The sequence below is a fragment of the endosymbiont of Lamellibrachia barhami genome (genome assembly GCF_011947365.2).
Classification (GTDB): domain Bacteria; phylum Pseudomonadota; class Gammaproteobacteria; order Chromatiales; family Chromatiaceae; genus QGON01.
Map to the genome: position 1 here is coordinate 1,782,878 of NZ_JAAVSH020000001.1, position 21,822 is coordinate 1,804,699.

Sequence of the window (21,822 nt, forward strand, 5' to 3'; positions counted from 1 at the left end):
AGTTTCAGATGCAAACTGTTATGGTTTTTTGCTGATTTTGTTGATTGAGGACAAAAACCAATCTGATTGGACGGTTTTTCTGTTTCCCTGTTCAAGAGAGTGAACCGACAGGGTATGGGGCGTGGACTGTAGGGATCCGGCCAACCCCATCAAGGCCCAGCCGCTGCGCCAACCAAACCCAGCACACTCTCGCCGGAGAGGCCGTCGAGCGCGGTTCGAGTGCCTCGGGTGTAGTTTGGATGCGCATCAATGGCATTTTCAAGATTGGTGGTGATATTCGCCTCGCTCATCGCCAGCGCGGCCACGACATTTGCTTCTGATACGGAGGGGTCCTGAACGATAATTCGGCTGCATATGTCCCGATAATGCGCAGTATTACCCTTTGCCGCCAAGACCATTGCCCATTGCAGCAGAGCGCTGGTGGCTGATCTTCTGTAACCGCGAATGGCCGCAGGTTGTTCTGCAGCCGGGAGCGCCAAGATCTCATCCATTATATATCGCATCTGGCTGGTATAGGCCCGTGCCTCGAGTTCAAGCTCACGGCGTTGTGTGATACCTGCACTCGCGGCGTCATCGGCGGCGTGGGTCAATTCATGGATGACCAGTGCTCGCGAATCAATCGCCGCAACGTCCAGATTGGTCGGCAGATAGAGCGTATCCCCTTTTTCCTGGTCTCTCCTGCCTATCGGTGAGTAGAAGGCACCGGCGCCATTACCTGATGTCAAGCTACGGAAGGCACGGGGGATCAGTGCATCGATCTTTATCTGGCCACTCCTGATCTGTCCTGCGGTAGGATGGCCTGCTGTCCGGGCGATGACATAGACGATCCCGGCCATCACTTTATCCCCCGAGCTACTGTCGGATGCCGCATTCAACATCGCACCCAATACTTCAAGGGAGGGAATGCTGTGTGTTTCCATATAGGCAATCAATGCAGTCGCCTGTCTCTGGAACTGCGGACCGGCGTGTCGAAGAATCTCTGTGGTTGCCGCCGCATCGACCTCAGCCAATAAGACCATTCCACGTTCAAGATCAACACCCAATGTCGTGATGGCTGTCCACAACTGCAGAATGAGCGCATCCGGTATCTGCTCCCGTCCGATATTTCGCACACGCTCACGGTTGGCCGCAGTGATGGTGTTGATTACGATACTCAGCGTCCCGGTTCCGTGCGCCTGAAGCAATGGGACATTGACCGGATTGAGCATCGACGCCATCAAGAGCCGTTCAGCGTGGTTTACCGTACCTCTGACCTGCAACGCGTAGATACGCAGTGCGTTGAGTTCGTTATCCGTCAGGGCGCCATCCCCGACAAAACGTTTTATGCGCCTGAAGAATCCGGAGGTGATACCACTACCGACCCGAAACAGATAGTTACCGGTAGGCACGTTTGCCGCATCGAGTTCAATCTCCCGTTGGATCATTGAAGACCGTTGCAGGCCTCCAGCGCCACGATTCTGTTGCACCACATGAGTCAACTCATGGGCCAGCAGGTGTTTTCCGCTTTTCGTTTCGGGATTGTACTTTCCCGAGTTGAAATAGATATCTTTCCCGTGGGTAAACGCCTGGGCGCCGACAGCTCTGTTCAAATTGACGGATTCACTGTCTGTGTGTAGCCGTACATCACTGAAGTCGAAACCCAGCGATTGCGACATCTCCGTATGGGTTCGTTTTGGCAGTCTACTGCCGTTTCCTTTGGAGGATTGCAATCTGGCCGCCATGCCGACTGGCGCGGAGGGTGCAGCTGGCCGGTGACCGGCCCGCCGCTGAATGGTGAAGAAGCCCTGCTGTTGCGAGGATGAAGCGTGTTCAGAACGCTGGACAACTGCGGTGGCGACGCTATCGGCTTCCTTCTCATACTGATCGCCGGGCTGTCCGATCGTCAGCTTTGCCTGAAAGAAAGCGCCCTGCTGAGTTCTTTGCCCCGATGTCTTGCCGACATGGGAGAAAAAAGGTTGCTCCTGCCTGTCAATCGCTTGGATTCCACACCGCCTGCGTGGACGATACGCTCTAATGTCCCTGTTCATGATATCGGTGTTTTTCAGATCTTTCCTTAAAAGGTAGACCACTCTTCAATGATCTGCCCGTAGAAGCGCCGTTCCGGCACGATCCAGCGTGGTGGTGGAATACAGGCGCCTTTTCGCCGCGGAGGCGAGGAACACATGATAGATCTTGCGATCAGCGGGTTTCGGCGACGACATGGTTCACCCCTGGCTACAACGGTGGAATATAACCTGCGGATCTTTTGTTGGAAATTCAATTCCGTACATCTCAGGATCATCGGCATCTCGACCGCAGGAAGGGGTCTCCTGCTTGTATCCCGTTGGCAGCAATATAGCACGAGATCTCTCCCTACGGTCGAGATGACAAATGATCAGGGATATCGCAGGTAATGCGGAATCAGACAACCCCATCAAGGCCCAGCCGCATCACCGACCAAATCCAGCACACTCTCACCGGAGAGGCCATCGAGCGCCACGAAGGTACCTCTGGCGTAGTTAGGAAGTTCCGCAATGGCGTCTTCGAGTCTTGTGGTGATATCCGCAACACTCAACGCCAAGGCAGCCATAACATTCGCTTCCGATACGGTGGGATCCTGTAGCAGGATACGCGTGCAAATCTCCTGATAACGCGCGGTATCCCCCTTTGTCGCCGATATGAGTGCCCATTGAACCCATACACTGGCGGCCGATTGCCTGTACTCACGAATGGCCGCTGGTTGCCCGGCAGCCGGGAGTGCAAGGATCTCATCCATCGTGTATTGCAACTGGCTGGTACGGGCCCGAGCTTCGAGTTCAAGCACCCGGCGGGGTGAGATGCCTGCACTCGCGGCATCATCGGTAGCGTGAGTCAGTTCATGGATGACCAGTGCTCGCGAAGCAATCGCCGCAACGTTCAGACTGGTCGGCAGATAGAGCGTATCTCCCTTTGCCTCATCGGTCCTGCCTACTGATGAATAGAACGCAGCAGAACCGTCACCTGAGGTGATACGTTGGTAGGCACGGGGTATAAGCGCATCGACCTTTATTTGACCGCTTCTGATCTGCCCCGCAGTGGCGTGGCCTGCCTTCCTGGCGATGACATAGACGATCCCGGCCATCACCTTATCGCCGGAACTGCTGTCGGAGGCCGCATTCAACATCGCGCCCAATACCTCCAGAGCGGGAATAGTGTGCATCTCCATATAGGCGACAAGCGCGGTTGCCTGTGTTTGGAATTGTGGACCGGCGTGCTGCAGGATCTCTCTGGTTGCCGCCGCATCGACCTCTGCCAATAACGCCAGTCCACGTTCAAGATCGACGCCCAATGTGGTAACGGCATCCCATAACTGCAGCATGAGTGCATCCGGTATCTGTTCGCGTCCTATATCGCGAACATGCTGACGGTTGGCATCGGTGATCGTGTTGATCGGAATGGAGAGGGCACCCGCCCCATGAGCCTGAAGCAAAGGAACATTGACAGGGTTGAGCATCGCCGCCATCAAGAGCCGTTCAGCGTTGTTGACTGAACCTCTGACCCGTAGTGCATAGATACGCAGTGCATTGAGTTCGTTATCCGTCAGGGCGCCATCACCGACAAAACGTTTTATGCGTCTGAAGAATCCCGCCGTGATACCGCTGCCGACGCGAAACAGATAGTTGCCGGTAGGCACGTTTGCCGCATCTAGCTCAATCTCCCGTTGGATCACTGAAGACCGTTGCAGGCCTCCAGCGCCATGATTTTGTTGCACCACATGGGTCAACTCATGGGCCAGCAGGTGTTTTCCGCTTTTCGTTTCGGGATTATACTTTCCTGAGTTGAAATAGATGTTTTTCCCGTGGGTAAACGCCTGGGCACCGACAGCCCGGTTCAAGCTGGCGGATTCACTGTCTGTGTGTAACCGCACATCACTGAAGTCGAAACCCAGCGACTGCGACATCTCCGTGTGGGTTCGTTTTGGCAATCTACTGCCGCTTCCCTTGGTGGATTGCAATCTGGCCGCCATGCCGACTGGCGCGGAGGGTGCAGCTGGCCGGTGACCGGCCCGTCGTTGAATGGTGAAGAAGCCCTGCTGTTGCGGGGATGAAGCGTGTTCAGAACGCTGGACAACTGCGGTGGCGACGCTATCGGCTTCCTTCTCATACTGATCGCCGGGCTGTCCAATCGTCAGCTTTGCCTGAAAGAAAGCGCCCTGCTGAGACCTCTGCCCCGATGCCTTGCCGGCATGAGAGAAAAAAGGTAATTCCTTCCTGCCTATGCTCTGAGTTAAGCTGCGTCTGCGTAACCGATGGACGCTAATATCCCTGTTCATGATGCTGGCGTTTTATTCGAATCCTTCCCGAAGGATAGACCACCCGTCACAAATCTGCCCGATCCGCTTCGCTTGATCGGGCCTACAACCTGGACATAACAATTCGCTGCGAAGGCGCGGGTCCAAGGTGAGTCTGCCGGTCATCACGTATTCTCAAGCAGTTTGGTGACCTGCTCCTCAAGCTCTCCCGGGCTTTTATGCAGCCGTTTGGAATAGAGCCAGTTCACATGAGCGCCGACATTGAGCAGACCGGTTTGAGCCTTGGCACGGTCACGGGCACGCACGGGTAGATTTTGACTCAAGGATTCGCGCCACTGTATAAGCCTTCCTCGTTTGCGTGTCTTTTCACCATCCAGCACACAAAACAACTGCCGTTGTGTCACTGCAAACCAAGTACGTTGTTTAATGGTGCGGAACAACAGCACTCCATCGACGACGGATTCTCCAGTCTCGCAGAATCCAGACTCGTCTATCAGTTTGCGCACACCGTTCCAGGTATAGAATTCGTTGCCAGAGGCGTTCTTCTCCTTAAACGGCTCTGTATAGATGGGTTGTGTGGAAATGGAGGCAGCGATGATCTCCTCAACAATTTCTGCCTCTTCGTCCACCAGCTCCTGTCCGCTCCGTTCGCTCTCCAGTTGTTCATCGATGCGCAGGGAAAATTCGACCAGTTTCTTCTCCCATTCATGCTGCGGCAGCTCCGACATAGCCTGCCCCGAATCGAATATCTGAATCTCCTGCAGCCAGGCGGTTTCGCGCCACAGGCAGGGACGGATGATGAGTGGAAAGATGGCGAGTTCGCCGCTGTTGGAACGGTCGATCAGCAGTGGCAGCTCCTGTTCGAGGATAAACTCGGAGGCTAAAAAGTCGGTGGAAACCAACAACACAGCCACCCTCGCCTGCCGGATGGCATCCTCTATCTCCGGCTTCCAGTTGCTGCCGAGATCGATCTGTTTGTCCGACCATGCACGATACTGAAACCTGGCATTCTGATACAGCTTCCCGCTTTTCAGATCCTGCGCTTTCAAGCGGGTAAACTTGAGAGAATCCAGGAAAGCTTTAAACCGCTCATGCCAGTCATCATCGAGATGACTGTAGGAGATGAATATATTAATTTCCCTGCTCATTGGCTTTTAAACGAATCAATGTAGGAGCGGCGCCTCGCCGCGAGTCAGACTTGAAACCTGTTCTCGCGGAGAGGCGCCGCTCCTACGGGTGGTTCATATTGTTCATACCATTATTGTTGTCAGCCGCTACCAAAGCATTACAGCCGTTTCACCCGCCGCATTGGCCCAGTAAAGACGAACGCGGAGAATATAGGTTGTGCCTTTCATCAGTCGATGTTCGATTTTGGCATTGTAGTCACTACCGCTGTCATCATCGGCTTGAAGATAGATGGGATCATCGGTTCCATCGTCCTCAAAAAGCACCATCAAAGTATCGGCTTCTCCAAAAGACTGCATGGTGTATTTACGGGTTGTTTTCGGCTTGATAACCAGATTAACCTGCCCGCCCGCTTCTATCTGAATAACTTCAGACTGAAACGGTATCAGATCGACATAATCTTTTTTTCTCAGCGCCGGATAGAAATGCTGTGCCCAGGCTTTGTCTTTGGGTGACAGGTCGGCAGCCGGATGAATACCAGCAGAATCGTAGGGGGGCGGCCCTTCAATCAGCGCAGCACGGAATTCGTAATGCATGATGGAGTTGCTGTCCCAACCCGAACCCTCCACATCACTTGCAGAAACCGGATCCAAAATATTGCTGTCGATTTTTCTGCGACTCCAGTTATTCGGTGGACCGCTGAAATAGTCGTAGACCCCCTGCCGGTTCCACTGAATACCAGAAAAAGGATTCTGATGTTCATGTTTGGCGCCGAGGGAGTGGCCGATCTCATGCAGCGCCGTATCCTTGCCGTGGGATGTGGTCAGCGACCAGCCAAAGTTCATCGTTCGCCGACTTATTGAAACATTGCCCATCGGGTAGGTGCCGATATATGACCAGGAACCTTCGTCCTGATCAAAGCCGATCCTGATTTCAGCTTCATCGAGATTCCTGACTTCAACAAATTCAAGGCCGATACCCAGATCCTTCCACTCCTTAAAGGCTTTTCTCACCGCACGCTTGTCCGCTGCACTCCCTGTCCATTTTGTGGGAGAATTATGTTTCGCGTGTTCGAAAAAACAGTAATGGATAACCGTACCGTTTACCCAAATGTTATCCATGTCCAGGATAAATGCAGCCCGCCCCGGATCGACATCCTGCGGCACTTGGCGCAGTGCCATTTCCGGCATATCACAAAATTTACGACCCGCCTTTTCAGCTTTAAACGCACTCACCCTCTTAGCTCTTCTTGCTCCGGGTTTTTTCTTCACCGCCATACCATCCTCCTATCCATATCTTGGTTTTGGTGTATAGAGAGATATAGCACATACAGAATAAAACTCTCAAAAACCTGGGAGAAATGGCCTGTAGGCCTGATCAAGCGTAGCGGATCAGGCAGAGACCCTGGCCTACGGTTAATCGATGCGGAAGCACCTGACCCGATGGGTCATTGACAGCGCCGTTTCAGCAGGATATCCAGCACTGCAGGCTGCAACGGCCACAGGACAACGGGGATGAAAATGACAACCCTGCGGCGGATTGGCGGGTGACGGCATATCCCCCTCCAGACGGATCACCGAACGTTGAAAATCCGGATCGGGCACAGGCACGGCCGAGAGCAGCGCTTTGGTATAGGGATGTGCTGGCGACCCCAACACCTCATCGACCCTGCCCTGCTCCACGATGCGGCCGAGATACATCACTGCCACCTCATCGGCCAGATAGGAAACCACCGAGATGTTGTGCGTGATGAAGAGGTAGGATAACTCCAGTTCCCGCTGCAGAGATTTCAACAGGTTGAGGATCTGCGCCTGCACCGACACATCCAATGCACTGGTGGGCTCGTCACAGACAATCAGTTGTGGCTCCACCGCCAGAGCGCGGGCGACACAGATGCGCTGACGCTGACCGCCAGAGAACTCATGGGGATAACGCTTGGCTGCATCGGCATGCAGACCCACTTGCTCCAATAGCTGGCTGACCCGCGCCTTGCGATCTCTTTTTTTACCGATTTTCTGCGCACGCATCCCCTCGGCAATGATCTCCCCCACCAGCATGCGCGGGTTCATGGAAGAGATGGGATCCTGAAAGATGATCTGCATGTCTGCGCGACGCCGGCGCAGCGACTTTCCCCTCAATTGTGTCAGTTCGTCTTCACCAAACTTCACCCGCCCATCGGTGGGCCGGATCAATTGCAATATGCCCTTGCCCACCGTGGTCTTGCCGCAGCCAGACTCGCCCACCAGAGCCAGGGTTCGCCCCTTGGCGATCGACAGAGCGACACCATCCACTGCCCGTACCTGGCCCACCACGCGCCGAAACACACCTTTATGGATGGGGAAGTAGACCTTGAGATCCGTTACATCCAGCAGGGATTCGTCTCCCGCCCGGGACAAACTATGGGTTTCCGCCTCGACGGCTATATCACTCAGCGTGGGCGTGATCGGGTCGTCAGCATAGATAAGGCAGCGTACGCCCTGCCACTCGGTCAGGCCGACCCAGTCGGGGATTTCACTACTGCAGCGAGGAACCGCCTGCTCGCAGCGATCGGCAAAGCGGCAACCCGAAAACTGCTGGTTCAGCGGCGGCACCGTCCCTTTGATGACCGCCAGCTTTTCATCCCGTTTGTGACTGTCCGGCAGAGATTCGAAAAGCTTGCGGCTGTAGGGGTGTTTGGGGCCTTTAAAGAAGGCGCCGACATCCGCAGTCTCAACGATCTGCCCCGCATACATCACCGCCAGCCGGTCGGCAGTCTCCGCCACCACACCCAAGTCGTGAGTGATGAGCAGAATCGCCATGCCAGTCTCCTGCTGCAACTGTTTCAGCAGGTTCAATACCTGGGCTTGGATAGTGACATCCAACGCTGTGGTGGGTTCGTCAGCGATCAACAGTTCCGGCCGCCCTGCCAGTGCCATGGAGATCATGACACGCTGTTTCATGCCGCCGGAGAGCTGATGGGGATACTCTCTGGCACGGCGCCGGGGGTCGGGGATACCGACAGAATCGAGCAGTTCCACCACCCGTTCTGTTACCGCTGCCCCACTCAACTTGTCATGCAGGCGCACCGCCTCGGCAATCTGATCGCCGATGCGCAACACCGGGTTGAGAGAGGTCATGGGCTCCTGAAAGATCATGCCCATACGGCCGCCCCGCACCTGGCGCATCTCCTGTTCGGAAAGAGTCAACAGATCGAGACCGTCAAGTTTGACATGCCCCCCACTGATGCGTCCGGAGGGGGGCAACAGGCGCATCATGGAGAGGGCCGTCATCGACTTGCCGCAGCCCGACTCCCCCAACAGCGCCAGCGTCTCGCCCTTGCCGATGGTCAGATTGAGACCATCCACCACCCGCACCGGATTCTGCTTGTTGCCGAGCCGGGTGTGCAGGTTTTCTATTGCTAACAGGTGATTTTTCATGGGCAATATCACTACCGGCTGGTGCGCAGTCTGGGATCAAAGGCATCCCGCACCACATCCGAAAAGAGGTTGGCGGAGAGCACCAGGGTAAACATGAAAATCAATGCTGCAGCCAGCGACCACCAGACGATCGGCTCGCGAGCCATTTCGAGCCGGGCGCTGTTGATCATGTTGCCCCAACTGTTCATGGTCGGATCGACACCGATGTTGACGTAGGAGAGCACCGCCTCCGCCAGCACCAGGCCGCTGAAGTCGAGCACCAGTGTGATCAGCACGATGTGCAGTACATTGGGCAGGATATGACGGCCGATGATAGTAAAGTGGCCGACACCGAAGGCCTGGGCGGCCTGCACATACTCCAGTTCCCGCAGCTTGAAGGTCTCCCCCCGCAGCATACGGCAGAGACCAGTCCAGCTGGTCACCCCGAGGATCATGCAGAGAAAGAGCAACCGCAGGTCGGCCCGCTGGGTCAGACTGGCAAACTCCGCTTCGTGATTGCTCATGTAGATCTGCATCATGAGAATGGCGGCGGCGATCAGCAACACCCCTGGAATAGAGCTGAGGGTGGTGTAGCTGTATTGGATCAGATCATCCACCCAACCCCGGAAATAGCCTGCCATGATGCCGAGCAGGATCGCCGCAGGCAGCATCACCATGGTCGTCAGGGTGCCGATCAACAGTCCGGTGCGAATACTCTTCAACCCCTGATAGAAGACATCCTCCCCCACTTTGTCGGTGCCTAAGAGGTGATACTGAACCGCCAGTTCGCCCAGGATAAAACCGAGCACCAGTAGCACGCCCAGTGTAATGAGCACAGTGCGCCAGGGGATTGGCGTCTCATAGCGAATCACCCGTGACTGCATCTGCCCGAAGGTCAAATTTTCCCGCCTCGCCATCAGCGCCACAAACAGGACGGAGAGACCCAGCCAACAGACTACGCCCTCCAGCGTTCCGTGTATGACATTAAGATAAATATCGGAAGCCCAGTCGAGTTCAGGGTCTGCCAGATGAGCGCCGCCGAACTTCAGCCTGGGATAGTCGCGTTGACTTTTTCCACCAGCCAGTTCGATGGTCTCCTTGGCGTAGAGGTGTGTTGCCAGCGGGGCCGAATAGGTCTTCTCGGTGCGGGTGCGCAGGGGGGTGACCATGAGATCGAAGAGGCTCAACACCTCGGCGGTCTCCCCCTCTGTACCATCCATATCGGGATGGTAGTGAATGGAGTCGAGCAGGCCGATCAGGATATAACAGGAGAGCACCACCAGCGCCCCCATACCCACCCGGCTGCGCGCCACATGCCGCCAGGGGGCACGCAGATGTTCCCGCCGACTGGCGAACAGGGCAAAGCCGACAGCCAGTAAAACCAGCAGGAAGACCAACGCGTCAGTCCAGAGAATCACCAGATCAGGCATGGAGGTTCACCACACTTTCCCAGGGGGAGGCGTCAAACCGCCCAATCATATTCCATCTACCCAACGCCCAGCCCGGTTTGACTCCGACCCCTATCTCCCAGCTCCAGCTCATTGCAGGCGCACCCTTGGATCGACGATGGTGTAGGAGATATCGGTCAGTATCAGTCCGATGATGTAGAGCACGGAACCGAGAAAAACCATCGCCCGCACGATGGCGAAATCCTGCCGGTTGATGGCATCGATGGTGTAACTGCCGAGGCCCGGTACGCCAAAGAAGGATTCGGTGATCAGGCTGCCCATGAATAGCAGCGGCAGCACCGCCACCACCCCGGTCAGGATCGGGATCAGCGCATTCTGAAAGACATGGCCAAACAAGACCCATTGCTCACTCAAACCCTTGGCACGGGCGGTACGCACATAGTCCTTGTTGATCTCCTCCAGAAAGAGTGTGCGGTACCAGCGGGTGCCAGCACCGATACCGCCGATAACCCCGATGATCACTGGCAGGAGAAGAAACTTGATCGCACTCAACCCCGTGCTGTAACCCGAAATCGGCACCAGATGAAGCAGCTTCCCCACCAGATACTGCCCACCGATAATGTAGAAAAGCGCCGAGATCGACATCATCACCACGCAGATCACCACTCCCCAGAAATCGATATAGGTGGCGCGAAAGAAGGCGATCAGTAGGGCGAAGGTGATATTCAGCGCCAATCCAACCAGTAGCACCGGCACCGCAATGGCAAGACTGGGCCACATGCGCTGGGAGATGTCGTAACCGATATCGCGGCCACTGTCGGACACGCCGAAATCGAACTGAAACAGCTTCACCGACTTCTGAAAGAAGATGGTCCGGGTGATCTGTCCAGTACCCGCCTCGGATTCATTGTAGAGCATCGGGAGATCGTAACCCCGCTCCGCTTTCCACTCCTCGATGGCGGCGGGAGTGACGCGCTTCATACCCAGATTCATGCGCGCCATGTCATCCGGGGAGTTGACCACGAAGAAGAGCAGGAAGGTGATGATGTTCACCCCGATCAGGATCGGGATAGCGTAGAGCATCCGCCGTACAATATAGGCCATCATCGTGCAGCACTCCTCTCCCGGCGTCGGAACAGCACAAAGGCGGGAATCAGGGAGAGCAGCAGGATCACTAGAGTACCGACCACCGGCCAGAGCACGGGTTGATTCCATGCCAACTGAGACTCATGGCGCAACGCAGGGTCGACCCGTTTGTACTTCAGCGTGTTGTTCGCCATCAGATTGGGTTTTACATTGTGATACCAGGCGTGGTTCAGGGAGAACGCCTTGGAGTGATATCCAAATAACCAGGGGGCGTCCCAGCGCAGTATCTCCATCATCTGGTCAATAATTGCCATCCGCTCGGGGCCATTATCCATGTTTTTCATCCGGCTGAAGCGTTCGTCGAACTCAGAATTGGCATAGTTGGAAGCATTCTCCCCTCCCCCGTCCGCCTTGGAATTGGGGCCGTAGAGGAGGAAGAAGAAGTTCTCCGGATCGGGGTAGTCAGCATTCCAGCCCCAACTATACATCTGCCCGGTGCCCTTGCGGATCTTCTCCTGAAAACGGTTGTAATCGGTAGCGCGAACCACCAGCTGGATGCCCAACTTGGTAAACTGTTTGCGCCACCAGTTCATCCTCGCTTTGTCATCCGGACCTGTCGCCACGGCATCATAGTAGAGCACCAGTGGTTTACCTGTGTCCGGATCCCGCCCATCGGTATAACCTGCCTGCTGCAGCAACGCCTTCGCCTCATCGAGAGAACGGCGTTTGGGTTTACCGTCCATCACCTCGTAGACGTAGGGATTGATTCCCTCGGGTCCCGGCCGGTTGCCATAGATGCCCGGCGGAATCATTCCCTGTGCCGGGATGCCCCGCCCATTGGCAAAGATGGAGATAAACTCTTCGTAGTCCGCCGCAATGGCGATGGCACGACGCAGCAGCCGCGCCCGTTCAGAATCCCCGCCAACCACCGAATCACGCATATTAAAGCCGAAATAGCCGATGGAAGTCTGCACCGCAGTGGTCAGATGAATCCCTTTCTGCCGCATCGACTCCGTCAGACCCACCTCGCCCAGATCACCGAACTGCACTGCCTGATCAAAACTGTCTGACGAGATACCCGATGTATCGTAGTAGCCCTGCAGGAATTTATTCCAGTAGGGGATGGTCTCCTTCTCCAGGCTATAGACTGCCTTGTCGACAAAGGGCAGCGGCAAACCGGCGTCCTGCAACAGTCCGGCCACGATGTCCTCGGGTTCACCCACTTCGGGATAGGACTCTCCATGAAAATTGGGGTTGCGCGCCAGCACCATGCGCAGGTTGGGGTTATTCTCCGTCAACATAAACGCCCCGGTGCCCACCGGATACCAGTCCAGTTTGATGTTGCGCTTGCGCAACCCCGGCTGGGCGTAGAAGCGGTCCGCCTCCCAAGGCATGGGGGCAAAGAACGGCATCGCCATCCAGTAGATGAACTGGGGATATTTGCCCTTGAGACGGATGCGATAGCGGTAGTTGTCCACCACCTCCACACCGGGCAGATCATACTCCCGCAGATCAATATAAGGACGCTCTTCTCCGGTCATCTTCTGCAGCCGTTTGTCCTCGGCGCTCAGGTGCTCGGAAAACGCCTTGAAGCCGACGATATACTCATTCATCACCCCGGCGATGGGGCAGTGAAAACGGGGAAAAGCGAGGCGTTTGATCTGGTAAACGTAGTCCGCCGCCATCAGTTCCCGGCTGCCGTCCACCGGCAGATCAGCCAGAGTATGCAGCGATTCCAACTGATCATCATTCAACTGATGGTAGAGAAATTCACCCGACTCATCCCGGGCAAACAGGGGATGGGGTTGAAAGCGGATACCGGGTTGAATGGTGATCAGGTAGTCACTGAAGGCGATATCATCCACCGGGGCACTATCCGGCAACGGCTTACCGTCGGCATCCAGATAGGTGACTTGGGGCATACCCTCACTGGTCAGAGGCACCAACTCATAGGGCCGCTTCAGAAAGTGGTACTGCAGCGGCGGCTCATAGATCTGGGCGATAAACTCATACTCATTGGAACTGTAGGAGCGGGCCGGATCGAGATGTTTGGGGCGCTCGGAAAAGGAGCGGTAGAGTACCTGACTGGACATCTCGCCGGCGGGGTGAGGCGAGTTCCAGGGGGAATCATCGCAACCCGTCAGCAGCATGCCAATCAGCAACAGACTGCAGAGTCCTCTCAGTTTTATCAATCTGACGCGCATAAAATGGCAGGATTCGCCCTTTTCGATTCGGGAAATTTCGGGTAACTTAGTTAGTTCTTAGTTTAGTGTTCATCCGGAAACACCTCTTTTACCACGAAGAGCACGAAGTTAAAAAATTGATTAACAATGCGTTTTCTTTGCTCCCTTCGTGTCCTTCGTGGTGAAAACAATATTACTTGGCGAACACTTGTTAATTGTGGGAATCCGGTGCTACCACGGATCGCTATCCGAATGCCGGAGCAATCGGCCACTGGCCGCATTATCCGCAATTCTGTTTGATGACACCACCAAGGAATTGTTCCATGGGTTTTTTGCAAGACAAACGTATTCTTATCGTTGGCGTCGCCAGCAACCGTTCCATCGCCTGGGGCATTGCCGAGGCCATGCACCGTGAGGGCGCACAGCTCGCCTTCACCTACCAGGGCGACAAACTCAAGAGCCGGGTGCAGAAGATTGCCGATCAGTGCGGCTCCGACATTGTACTGCCGCTGGATGTCGCCAGTGACGAACAGATCGATGCCGTGTTTGAGGCGCTGGGCAAGAAGTGGGACGGCCTGGAGGGCATCGTCCACTCCGTTGGCTTCGCCCCCCGCGACCACCTGGAAGGCAGATATCTGGACAATTTGACCCGTGAGGGTTTTGCCATGGCCCACGATATCAGCGCCTACAGTTTTGCCGCATTGGCAAAGGCAGGCATGCCGATGATGCAGGGCCGCAACGCATCGTTGATCACCATGAGCTATCTCGGCGCCGTGCGCACCGTGCCCTTCTACAACGTCATGGGAGTGGCCAAGGCGAGCCTGGAAGCCAATGTCCGTTATATGGCCGACTCAATGGGTCCCGACGGCATCCGCGTGAACGCCATCTCCGCCGGTCCGATCCGCACCCTGGCGGCATCGGGCATCAAGAACTTCAAGAGCATGCTCGACGAAGCGGGAAAAAAGACCCCGTTACGGCGCAACGTCACCACCGCAGAGGTGGGCAATGCAGCAGCTTTCCTCTGTTCTGACCTCGCCTCCGGCATCACCGGCGACGTGTTGTACGTCGACTCGGGATACCACATCCTGGGGGTGTGATTCGTACTATCCGAAATGCGTAGGAGCGGTGCCCCGCCGCGATCAGGTCGTGGTTTCGCGGCAAGGTGCCGCTCCACGGGTTGAATGGACGAACACAGAGCTAAACAATAAAGCGCCCAAAACGGGCGCTTTATTATCGCATCAAAACAGGATCATCAACCGCTGCGGTACTCCGCAATACCAGGATTACCCTTCACGCCGACCAGTTTCGGGGTGTTGATCTTTTTGATCTTCACCGTCTTCTGGTGACGCAGGTAGTCACCCACCACATCCCAGATGGGACGACCGGGTGACTTTGAACCCACCGTGGCCCAGCCGGCAACCATATACTTCTTGCCGGCATCGATCAGGGTGCCGTCGTTCAGGGTCATATTGGTGATGCGCTTGCCGAAACCCTTGCCCGGCTCACAGACATAATCCAGGCCACCAAGCCGCACCATGTCCCCACCCTGCTGATAATAGGGGTCCTTGTTGAAGAGGTTGTCGGAGACATCCTCCAGGATCGCCTTGATGTCGGCACCGCTCATCTCCCGGCGGTAGGTCTCGGGATAGGTGATGCAGGTCTGATCCATGACGTTGTCCATGGTGATCGTCTGACCCGGCAACACGGTGGTGCCCCAGCGAAAACCGGGGGAAAGTGAGATCTGGGCATCGTTGACCTCGGTGAGGGCATCGCAGATCACCTGATCGAAGGTGCCGTTGAAGTTACCACGGCGATAGAGGGTCTCCTCCGCCACCGCCAGTTTCTCATCCAGCTGATCCTTGTAGGGGGCGCGCGCACCATCAATGTAGGCCTGCATCTCCTTGTCTGCGGGGAGCAGGTTGGAGAAGACCGGCAGCAGCCGGTAGCGAAAATCCCGCACCTTGCCACCCTTTACCTCCAGATCCATCACACCGAGGAACTTGCCGTTGGAACCGGCATTGGTCACCAGGGTCTTGCCGCCGGCATTCTTGACGATCGTCGGGGCCGGCATACCATCGTGGGTATGGCCGCCGAAGATGGCGTCGATGCCGCTGACCCGGGAGGCCATCTTGATGTCCACATCCATGCCGTTGTGGGAGAGCACCACCACCACATCGGGCTTCTCGTTTTCACGCACCATATCGACCACCGCCTGCATACTTTCGTCCTGGATGCCGAAGGTCCAGTCCGGGATGAAGCGCTGGGGATTGGCGATGGGGGTATAGGGGAAGGCCTGGCCGATCACGGCGACACGGGCACCACCCACGTTCTTGATCACATAGGGCTTGAAGGCGAAGCCCTCGTCTTCGTCAAAATCGGCAAAATCGGCAAACTTGTAGTCGAACAGGGCATCGTCATTTACCTTGACGTTCTGCGCTACGAAGTCGCCTTTGAAATCATGGATATTGGAGATCACCTCCTTGTCATGATAGGTGAACTCCCAGTGACCGGTCATCACATCCACACCCAGCATGTTGCAGGCACCGACCATATCTTTACCACGGGTCCAGTAGGCTGTGCCGGAACCTTGCCAGGTGTCACCCCCGTCCATCAAAAGGGTGTTACCCGACCCCCGCTCAGCACGGATACGGTCCACCAGCGTTCGCAGATGGGCAAAGCCGCCGATCTTGCCATACTTGGCCGAGGCAGCATTAAAATTGAGGTAGCTGAAGGCGTGAGACTCAATGCCGTTCGGTGCGATACCGAAGTGGTTCAGCAGTTTGTCACCCACCAGGTGCGGCGCCTTGTTGAATGCATAACCCAGTCCCAAATTAACATTGGGTTCCCGGAAGTAGATGGGATTCAGCTGTGCATGCGTATCAGTAAAGTGCAGCAGAGGTTGTCCATGGTGATCGTCTGACCCGGCAACACGGTGGGGTACTAGCGAAAACCGGGGAAAGTGAGATCTGGGCATCGTTGACCTCGGTGAGGGCATCGCCAGATCACCTGATCGAAGGTGCCGTTGGAGATTACCACGGCGATAGGGTCTCCTCGCCACCGCCCAGTTTCTCATCCAGCTGATCCTTGGGGGCGCGCACACCATCGATGTAGGCCTGCATCTCCTTGTCTGCGGGGAGCAGGTTGGAAGACCGGTAACAGCCGGTAGCGAAAATCCGCACCTTGCCGCTACACCTCCAGATCCATGACACCGAGGAACTTTGCCGTTGGAACCGGTGGTCACCAGAGGGTCTTGCCGCCGGCATTCTTGACGATCGTCGGGGCCAGCATACCATCGTGGGTATGGCCGCCGAAGATAGCGTCGATGCCGCTGACCCGGAGGCCATCTTGATGTCCACATCCATACCGTTGTGGGAGAGCACCACCACCACATCGGGCTTCTCGTTTTCACGCACCATATCGACCACCGCCTGCATACTTTCGTCCTGGATGCCGAAGGTCCAGTCCGGGATGAAGCGCTGGGGATTGGCGATGGGGGTATAGGGAAAGGCCTGGCCGATCACGGCGACACGGGCGCCGCCTACGTTCTTGATCACGTAGGGCTTGAAGGCGAAGCCCTCGTCTTCGTCAAAATCGGCAAAATCGGCAAACTTGTAGTCGAACAGGGCATCGTCATTTACCTTGACGTTCTGCGCTATGAATTCGCCTTTGAAATCATGGATATTGGAGATCACCTCCTTATCATGATAGGTGAACTCCCAGTGACCGGTCATCACATCCACACCCAGCATGTTGCAGGCGCCGACCATATCTTTACCGCGGGTCCAGTAGGCTGTGCCGGAACCTTGCCAGGTGTCACCCCCATCCATCAAAAGGGTGTTACCAGGTCCACGCTCAGCACGGATACGGTCCACCAGCGTGCGCAGATGGGCAAAGCCGCCGATCTTGCCATACTTGGCCGAGGCAGCATTAAAATTGAGATAGCTGAAGGCATGGGATTCGATGCCGTTCGGTGCGATACCGAAGTGGTTCAGCAGTTTGTCACCCACCAGATGCGGCGCCTTGTTGAATGCATAACCCAGTCCCAAATTAACATTGGGTTCCCGGAAGTAGATGGGATTCAGCTGTGCATGCGTATCAGTAAAGTGCAGCAGAGAGACATTACCAAACTTCGGCACCTCATAGAGATCGGCGGGCTGCCGGGTTGCCGCAAAGATCGAGCCGGGCATCATGCCGGCAGCGCCGGCGAGCCCCATCAGGTGAAGAAACTCACGTCTGGAAATAGACATTCTCTTTTAATCCTCCTGGTATCAAAGACGATTTTTCATTTTGGTGGCAAGGGGGCGGAGTCGAGACTGAAGGATTCCACGACATAGAAAACCTCTTTTGCCTCAATCAGATTTGACCCCCATGAGATTCCAATATTTTGTACTGCACCCATCACGCTTTATTCGTCTTCAAACTGGGGCAAAAAGTTGCCGCAAGACCGGTATTGTTTTTGCGTAAAAAAAGTTGGCAGGAATAGAGGAGGCGCCTGTCAGAGCTCTCCAATAACCTTTCCTGCCAACATCAGGGCTTCCCCCCACTGGCTCCGGGCTGGTCAGGGGAGTATTTATTATCTAACTCTATGTCATATAAAGAAAATTCCCAATTACGCCAAACCCTATTACGGTTTTCCATAATTCCTGTCCATGGACAGCATCATGCGCATCAGGTGGGACAATGTATCAGCATGCATCTTCTCCATCACTTTGGATCGATGCGCCTCGACAGTCGACAGGGTGATGCCCATTTCATCGGAAATATTTTTGTTGCGTTTACCGGCAACCACCAGTTCCACGACCTCCCGCTCACGAGGCGTCAACTGCTCAAAACGATCCTGTATATCTGTAAGCCGCAGCACTTCACCGCGCCGATTGGCATCCTGCTCGATGGCACGATGCACACTGTCCAGCAATGTCTGGTCGTGGAATGGTTTTTCAATGAAATCCACCGCTCCATTCTTGACCGCACGCACCGCCATCGGCACATCACCATGACCGGTAATAAAAATGATCGGCGGGTAGATAGCTTCTCCCTGTAGCCGCTCCTGAAGCTCCATACCGCTCATGCCCGGCATGCGGATATCCACCACCAGACAGCCCGGAAGGCTGGCGTCGAAGGCATCGAGATAGTTCCCGGCAGAAGCGTAACAGGCAACCGAAAGGCCCACGGATTGCATCAAAAGCTGTAGTGCGTTGCGCACCTCTTGGTCATCGTCCACGATGAAGACTGTCGGCGAGTTCTGTTCCATACTTCAAGTACCCGTTATTAGTGGAAGGGTAAATTGGAATTCCGCTCCGCCATCGGCTGGAGTAACAGTGCTAAGTCTACCACCATGGGCGTCGATGATCCCGTAACTGATGGAGAGCCCAAGTCCCATACCCTCACGTTTGCTGGTCACAAAGGGCGCGAACAGCGTATCCATGATATCGGGATTGAGTCCCGGCCCGGTGTCCCGGACCGTCACCAGAACCTGCTTGTCACGTAAACCGGTGAGGATGAGCAGTTCACGGTCCGATGCCGGCATATTGCCCATCGCCTCAATGGCATTGCGGGCAAGATTAAGGATCACCTGCTCGATCTGTATCCGCTGAACGTCAACCCTGGGCACCTCCGGATCGAGATCCAGTTTCACCACCACATCGGCCCGGCGAATCTCCGGGCGGATCAGTACCTCCACGCTCCGCACCAAATCGTTGATGTCGACCTCAGCACTCTCCAGCGGCTCCTTTTGCACCATGCGACGCAGCTGGCGAATGATCTCCCCCGCCCGTTCAGCCTGTGAAGCGATTCGGTCCATCACATCTGCACAGACCTGTTTGTTCTGCGAACCGGACTCAAGCATACGGATGCTTGCATGGGCATTGGTTGCAATCGCAGTTAATGGTTGATTCAGTTCGTGGGCGATGCCTGATGCCATCTCACCCAGTGTACTGAGCCGCGCCACCCGCGCCAGCTCATTCTGATGCTGACGTGTTTCATCTTCCGCCTGCTTGCGTTTGGTGATATCACGAAACACCACTACGCTTCCCAGCGTCTTGCCAGATACATCCCGGATCGGGGTACTGGTGTACTCCACGGAAAAACTGTTGCCGTCCTTGCGCCAGAAAAGATCATCGGAGACATGCCTGGGCTGGTTGTCCCGAAATGCCTGGTAGACGGGGCAATCCGCCTGGGAGTGAGGGGTACCGTCCGCATGGGTATGGTGCAGAATCTCATGCTGGTTCAGGCCGATGAGGTCCGCCTCCTGCCAGCCTGTGATCTCCACCGCAGCACGATTGACGAAGGTGGTGTTGCCCAGAAGATCCACGCCATAGATACCGTCTGCCACCGAGTCGAGGATCAGTTCATGCTGCTGTTCCAGTTGCACCTTGGCGCCATGCAGCTCCCGGTTGAGTCGCATCACCCATAAAGTCATGAAGGCCATGAACAGAAGAAAAGCCAAGCCGCCCAGCAGCCAGTACCGGTAGCGTTTGATGGCATCCAACAAGGTGAAACGCCCCGGTTCCGCATAGGGTGACAGTGAAAGCTCCTTGAGTAGCTCATGCACCGGCTGATAGTCGAGGGGAATCGTCCACCCGGCATATTTGCCGGAGATCGCCGCAGGGTGATCGTGGGGCATATTCAACAGTGCCACAGCCACCTGTTGAGCCAGATCATTCGCCGTATGGCTGACCTTACTGAACGGCCACTCCGGATAGAGCCGGGTACTGTGGGCAAAAGGAAACTCGGGGCTGGTCAGCGGATTGATGATATGGAACTCATCCAGGTCGATGACCCCGGCATTTGCCATGCGCTCCAGAATATCCGTGCGCACCGTACCAACATCCACCTTGCCGTCACGCACCGCCATCACCACCCGATCGTGGATGCCACCGAACTCCAGCCTTGCAAAATCGTGGTAGGGATCCAATCCTGCGGACCTCAATTCGCGCCACGCCATCTGAAAACCACCGAGAGAGGTCGCATCCACCGCCATCAGCGAACGTCCGCGCAGATCTTCGAGATCCTTTATTTCCGCATGATCCCGACGGGCGAACAGTACGCCGCCGAAGATATTGTAGGGCACATCCCCACGCCGGTTGTTAAGCGTGGCAATACGTGAGACACGGAATTTTACTTCCAGATTGACGTAGATACCCGGATTCACCAGGATGAAGTCAACCGCACCCTGCAGCACCGCTGGATCGACCTCATCGAAGTCGAGGGGAATGATTTCAAACTGCTTTTCCGGAATGGCATTTCCCAGATACTCGGCCGTGGGACGCCAGGCAGCCAGTGTCGCCCGATCACCGCGGTGACTCAGCACCCCGATACGGACCAGATCCCCTTCGGCACCGGCAGTGCCACAGAAACACCCTAGTAGGGACAGCAAAACGAACGGCACGATTCTTGAGTGAAATAGCAACACCAGGAAAATCTTCACCCCGCGCAAGTAGAGAAAACCAACACCACGCCTGCCAGGTTATTCCGTCAATTTACGTAACTTACTGAACAGGCTCTTGCTGTTTTTCTCCTCAGCAAGCGCGACCTCCTCGCGCAGGAGCATCTCTTGCGTCTCCTTTTCACGCTGCTTTTTTTCCCTCTGTAGCCGTTTACGGATTTTTTCCTTCTCTGAGTCAGAAATATCCAAACTATGGAGCTTTTCATGTTTGCGCAGGATAAAATTACCCAGATCATCAAGCCATTTCTCGGTAATTTTTTCAGGCTTGTAGAGATGACGCTTGATGGAAAATCCTTCAAAATTCGAGGTGATCATGCGGATGCCACCCTGTTCAGGATCGGCCTGAAAGAGAAAGATCACTTCAACCTTGACCTGCACCTGAAAGGTGAGGCCGACCGGCCGCTGGTCCATGTCCCTGACCGGCCACTCAGCAAAACGCATTTGCTGGCTTTCCAGGAAAGACCGTGTCGCATCTGCGTCCGACTTGGGGGTAACCGAAAATTCCAGTTCGTTCTCTGTCGCACAGTTGAAACGCAAACGGATAGTTTTGGTCTGATCGGTACTATCCGCGTTGACAATATAATCCTGTTGCCGTAATCCCTGAATTTCCCCATAACCGGGCAGTTCATAAGTACAGCTGACATCCGGGTTGACAAGCTGCAGCTGCTCCGCCAGTTCGCTGAGATAACGCAGGATCGCCCGCATGCGAGGTCGCAGGGCCGACTGGTAGAGGGCTTCCTGCCTGACCTCAGGCGAGTCCTGTTCGTTATCCGGTTGCTGAAGGCGTTCAGCCTCGTGTTTTAATTCATCAAGCAGGGACATGGTGAATCTTCGGTAAAATCGGTGGTTTCAGTCTTTTCCCTATCGATATTCTCAGGCTTCACTGCCATTCATCCCACCTTATTCATAG

Annotated in this window: 14 protein-coding genes; 1 reads left to right on the forward strand and 13 read right to left on the reverse strand. The window is 55.5% G+C overall.

Annotated features, from left to right (window positions below):
• Window positions 1-149: 149 nt before the first annotated feature.
• From G9Q73_RS08015 to G9Q73_RS08050, 8 genes are all read right to left on the reverse strand, one after another.
• Window positions 150-2,027: an eCIS core domain-containing protein gene (locus tag G9Q73_RS08015; protein ID WP_177419320.1), complete on the reverse strand. Its 1,878-nt coding sequence runs from the start codon at window positions 2,025-2,027 to the stop codon at window positions 150-152.
• Window positions 2,028-2,413: 386 nt separating this feature from the next.
• A complete protein-coding gene (locus G9Q73_RS08020; protein ID WP_177419321.1) occupies window positions 2,414-4,291 on the reverse strand; it encodes an eCIS core domain-containing protein in 1,878 nt (625 codons plus the stop codon).
• A 143-nt stretch (window positions 4,292-4,434) separates the two neighbouring features.
• A complete protein-coding gene (locus G9Q73_RS08025; RefSeq protein ID WP_177419322.1) occupies window positions 4,435-5,418 on the reverse strand; it encodes a toll/interleukin-1 receptor domain-containing protein in 984 nt (327 codons plus the stop codon).
• A 126-nt stretch (window positions 5,419-5,544) separates the two neighbouring features.
• Entirely contained in the window at window positions 5,545-6,672 is a 1,128-nt protein-coding gene (locus G9Q73_RS08030; protein ID WP_177419323.1) for a M12 family metallopeptidase, read from the reverse strand.
• Window positions 6,673-6,810: 138 nt separating this feature from the next.
• Complete coding sequence (locus G9Q73_RS08035) at window positions 6,811-8,811, reverse strand: ABC transporter ATP-binding protein (RefSeq protein WP_177419324.1); 2,001 nt, start codon at window positions 8,809-8,811, stop codon at window positions 6,811-6,813.
• A gap of 11 nt (window positions 8,812-8,822) precedes the next feature.
• Window positions 8,823-10,220 carry an ABC transporter permease gene (locus tag G9Q73_RS08040; protein WP_177419325.1) on the reverse strand — a complete coding sequence of 466 codons (1,398 nt, stop codon included), beginning with the start codon at window positions 10,218-10,220 and terminating at the stop codon, window positions 8,823-8,825.
• A gap of 108 nt (window positions 10,221-10,328) precedes the next feature.
• Window positions 10,329-11,306: an ABC transporter permease gene (locus G9Q73_RS08045; protein ID WP_177419326.1), complete on the reverse strand. Its 978-nt coding sequence runs from the start codon at window positions 11,304-11,306 to the stop codon at window positions 10,329-10,331.
• The gene (locus tag G9Q73_RS08050; protein WP_218649938.1) at window positions 11,303-13,489 is read right to left on the reverse strand and encodes an ABC transporter substrate-binding protein; all 2,187 of its coding nucleotides are present in this window, start codon (window positions 13,487-13,489) and stop codon (window positions 11,303-11,305) included. Before G9Q73_RS08050 ends, G9Q73_RS08045 begins: the two co-directional genes overlap by 4 nt.
• A gap of 302 nt (window positions 13,490-13,791) precedes the next feature.
• Here G9Q73_RS08050 and G9Q73_RS08055 point away from each other — a divergent pair, with 302 nt between their 5' ends.
• Entirely contained in the window at window positions 13,792-14,565 is a 774-nt protein-coding gene (locus tag G9Q73_RS08055; RefSeq protein WP_177419327.1) for an enoyl-ACP reductase FabI, read from the forward strand.
• Between the two features lie 155 nt (window positions 14,566-14,720).
• On the opposite strand, the gene soxB is transcribed toward G9Q73_RS08055, so the two are convergent.
• The 5 genes from soxB to G9Q73_RS08080 all read right to left on the reverse strand — a co-directional run bounded on the left by soxB (window position 14,721) and on the right by G9Q73_RS08080 (window position 21,734).
• Window positions 14,721-16,442, reverse strand: a complete 1,722-nt coding sequence (gene soxB / locus G9Q73_RS08060; RefSeq protein ID WP_246345123.1) for a thiosulfohydrolase SoxB — start codon at window positions 16,440-16,442, stop codon at window positions 14,721-14,723.
• 55 nt (window positions 16,443-16,497) lie between these two features.
• On the reverse strand, window positions 16,498-17,715 hold the full coding sequence (locus tag G9Q73_RS08065) for a thiosulfohydrolase SoxB family protein (protein ID WP_246345125.1): 1,218 nt from the start codon (window positions 17,713-17,715) through the stop codon (window positions 16,498-16,500).
• 377 nt (window positions 17,716-18,092) lie between these two features.
• A complete protein-coding gene (locus tag G9Q73_RS08070; RefSeq protein ID WP_177419328.1) occupies window positions 18,093-18,719 on the reverse strand; it encodes a response regulator transcription factor in 627 nt (208 codons plus the stop codon).
• Between the two features lie 3 nt (window positions 18,720-18,722).
• Window positions 18,723-20,843, reverse strand: a complete 2,121-nt coding sequence (locus tag G9Q73_RS08075) for a PhnD/SsuA/transferrin family substrate-binding protein (RefSeq protein WP_246345127.1) — start codon at window positions 20,841-20,843, stop codon at window positions 18,723-18,725.
• Between the two features lie 90 nt (window positions 20,844-20,933).
• Window positions 20,934-21,734, reverse strand: coding sequence for a hypothetical protein (locus G9Q73_RS08080; RefSeq protein WP_177419329.1), 801 nt, complete (start codon window positions 21,732-21,734; stop codon window positions 20,934-20,936).
• Window positions 21,735-21,822 lie beyond the last annotated feature (88 nt).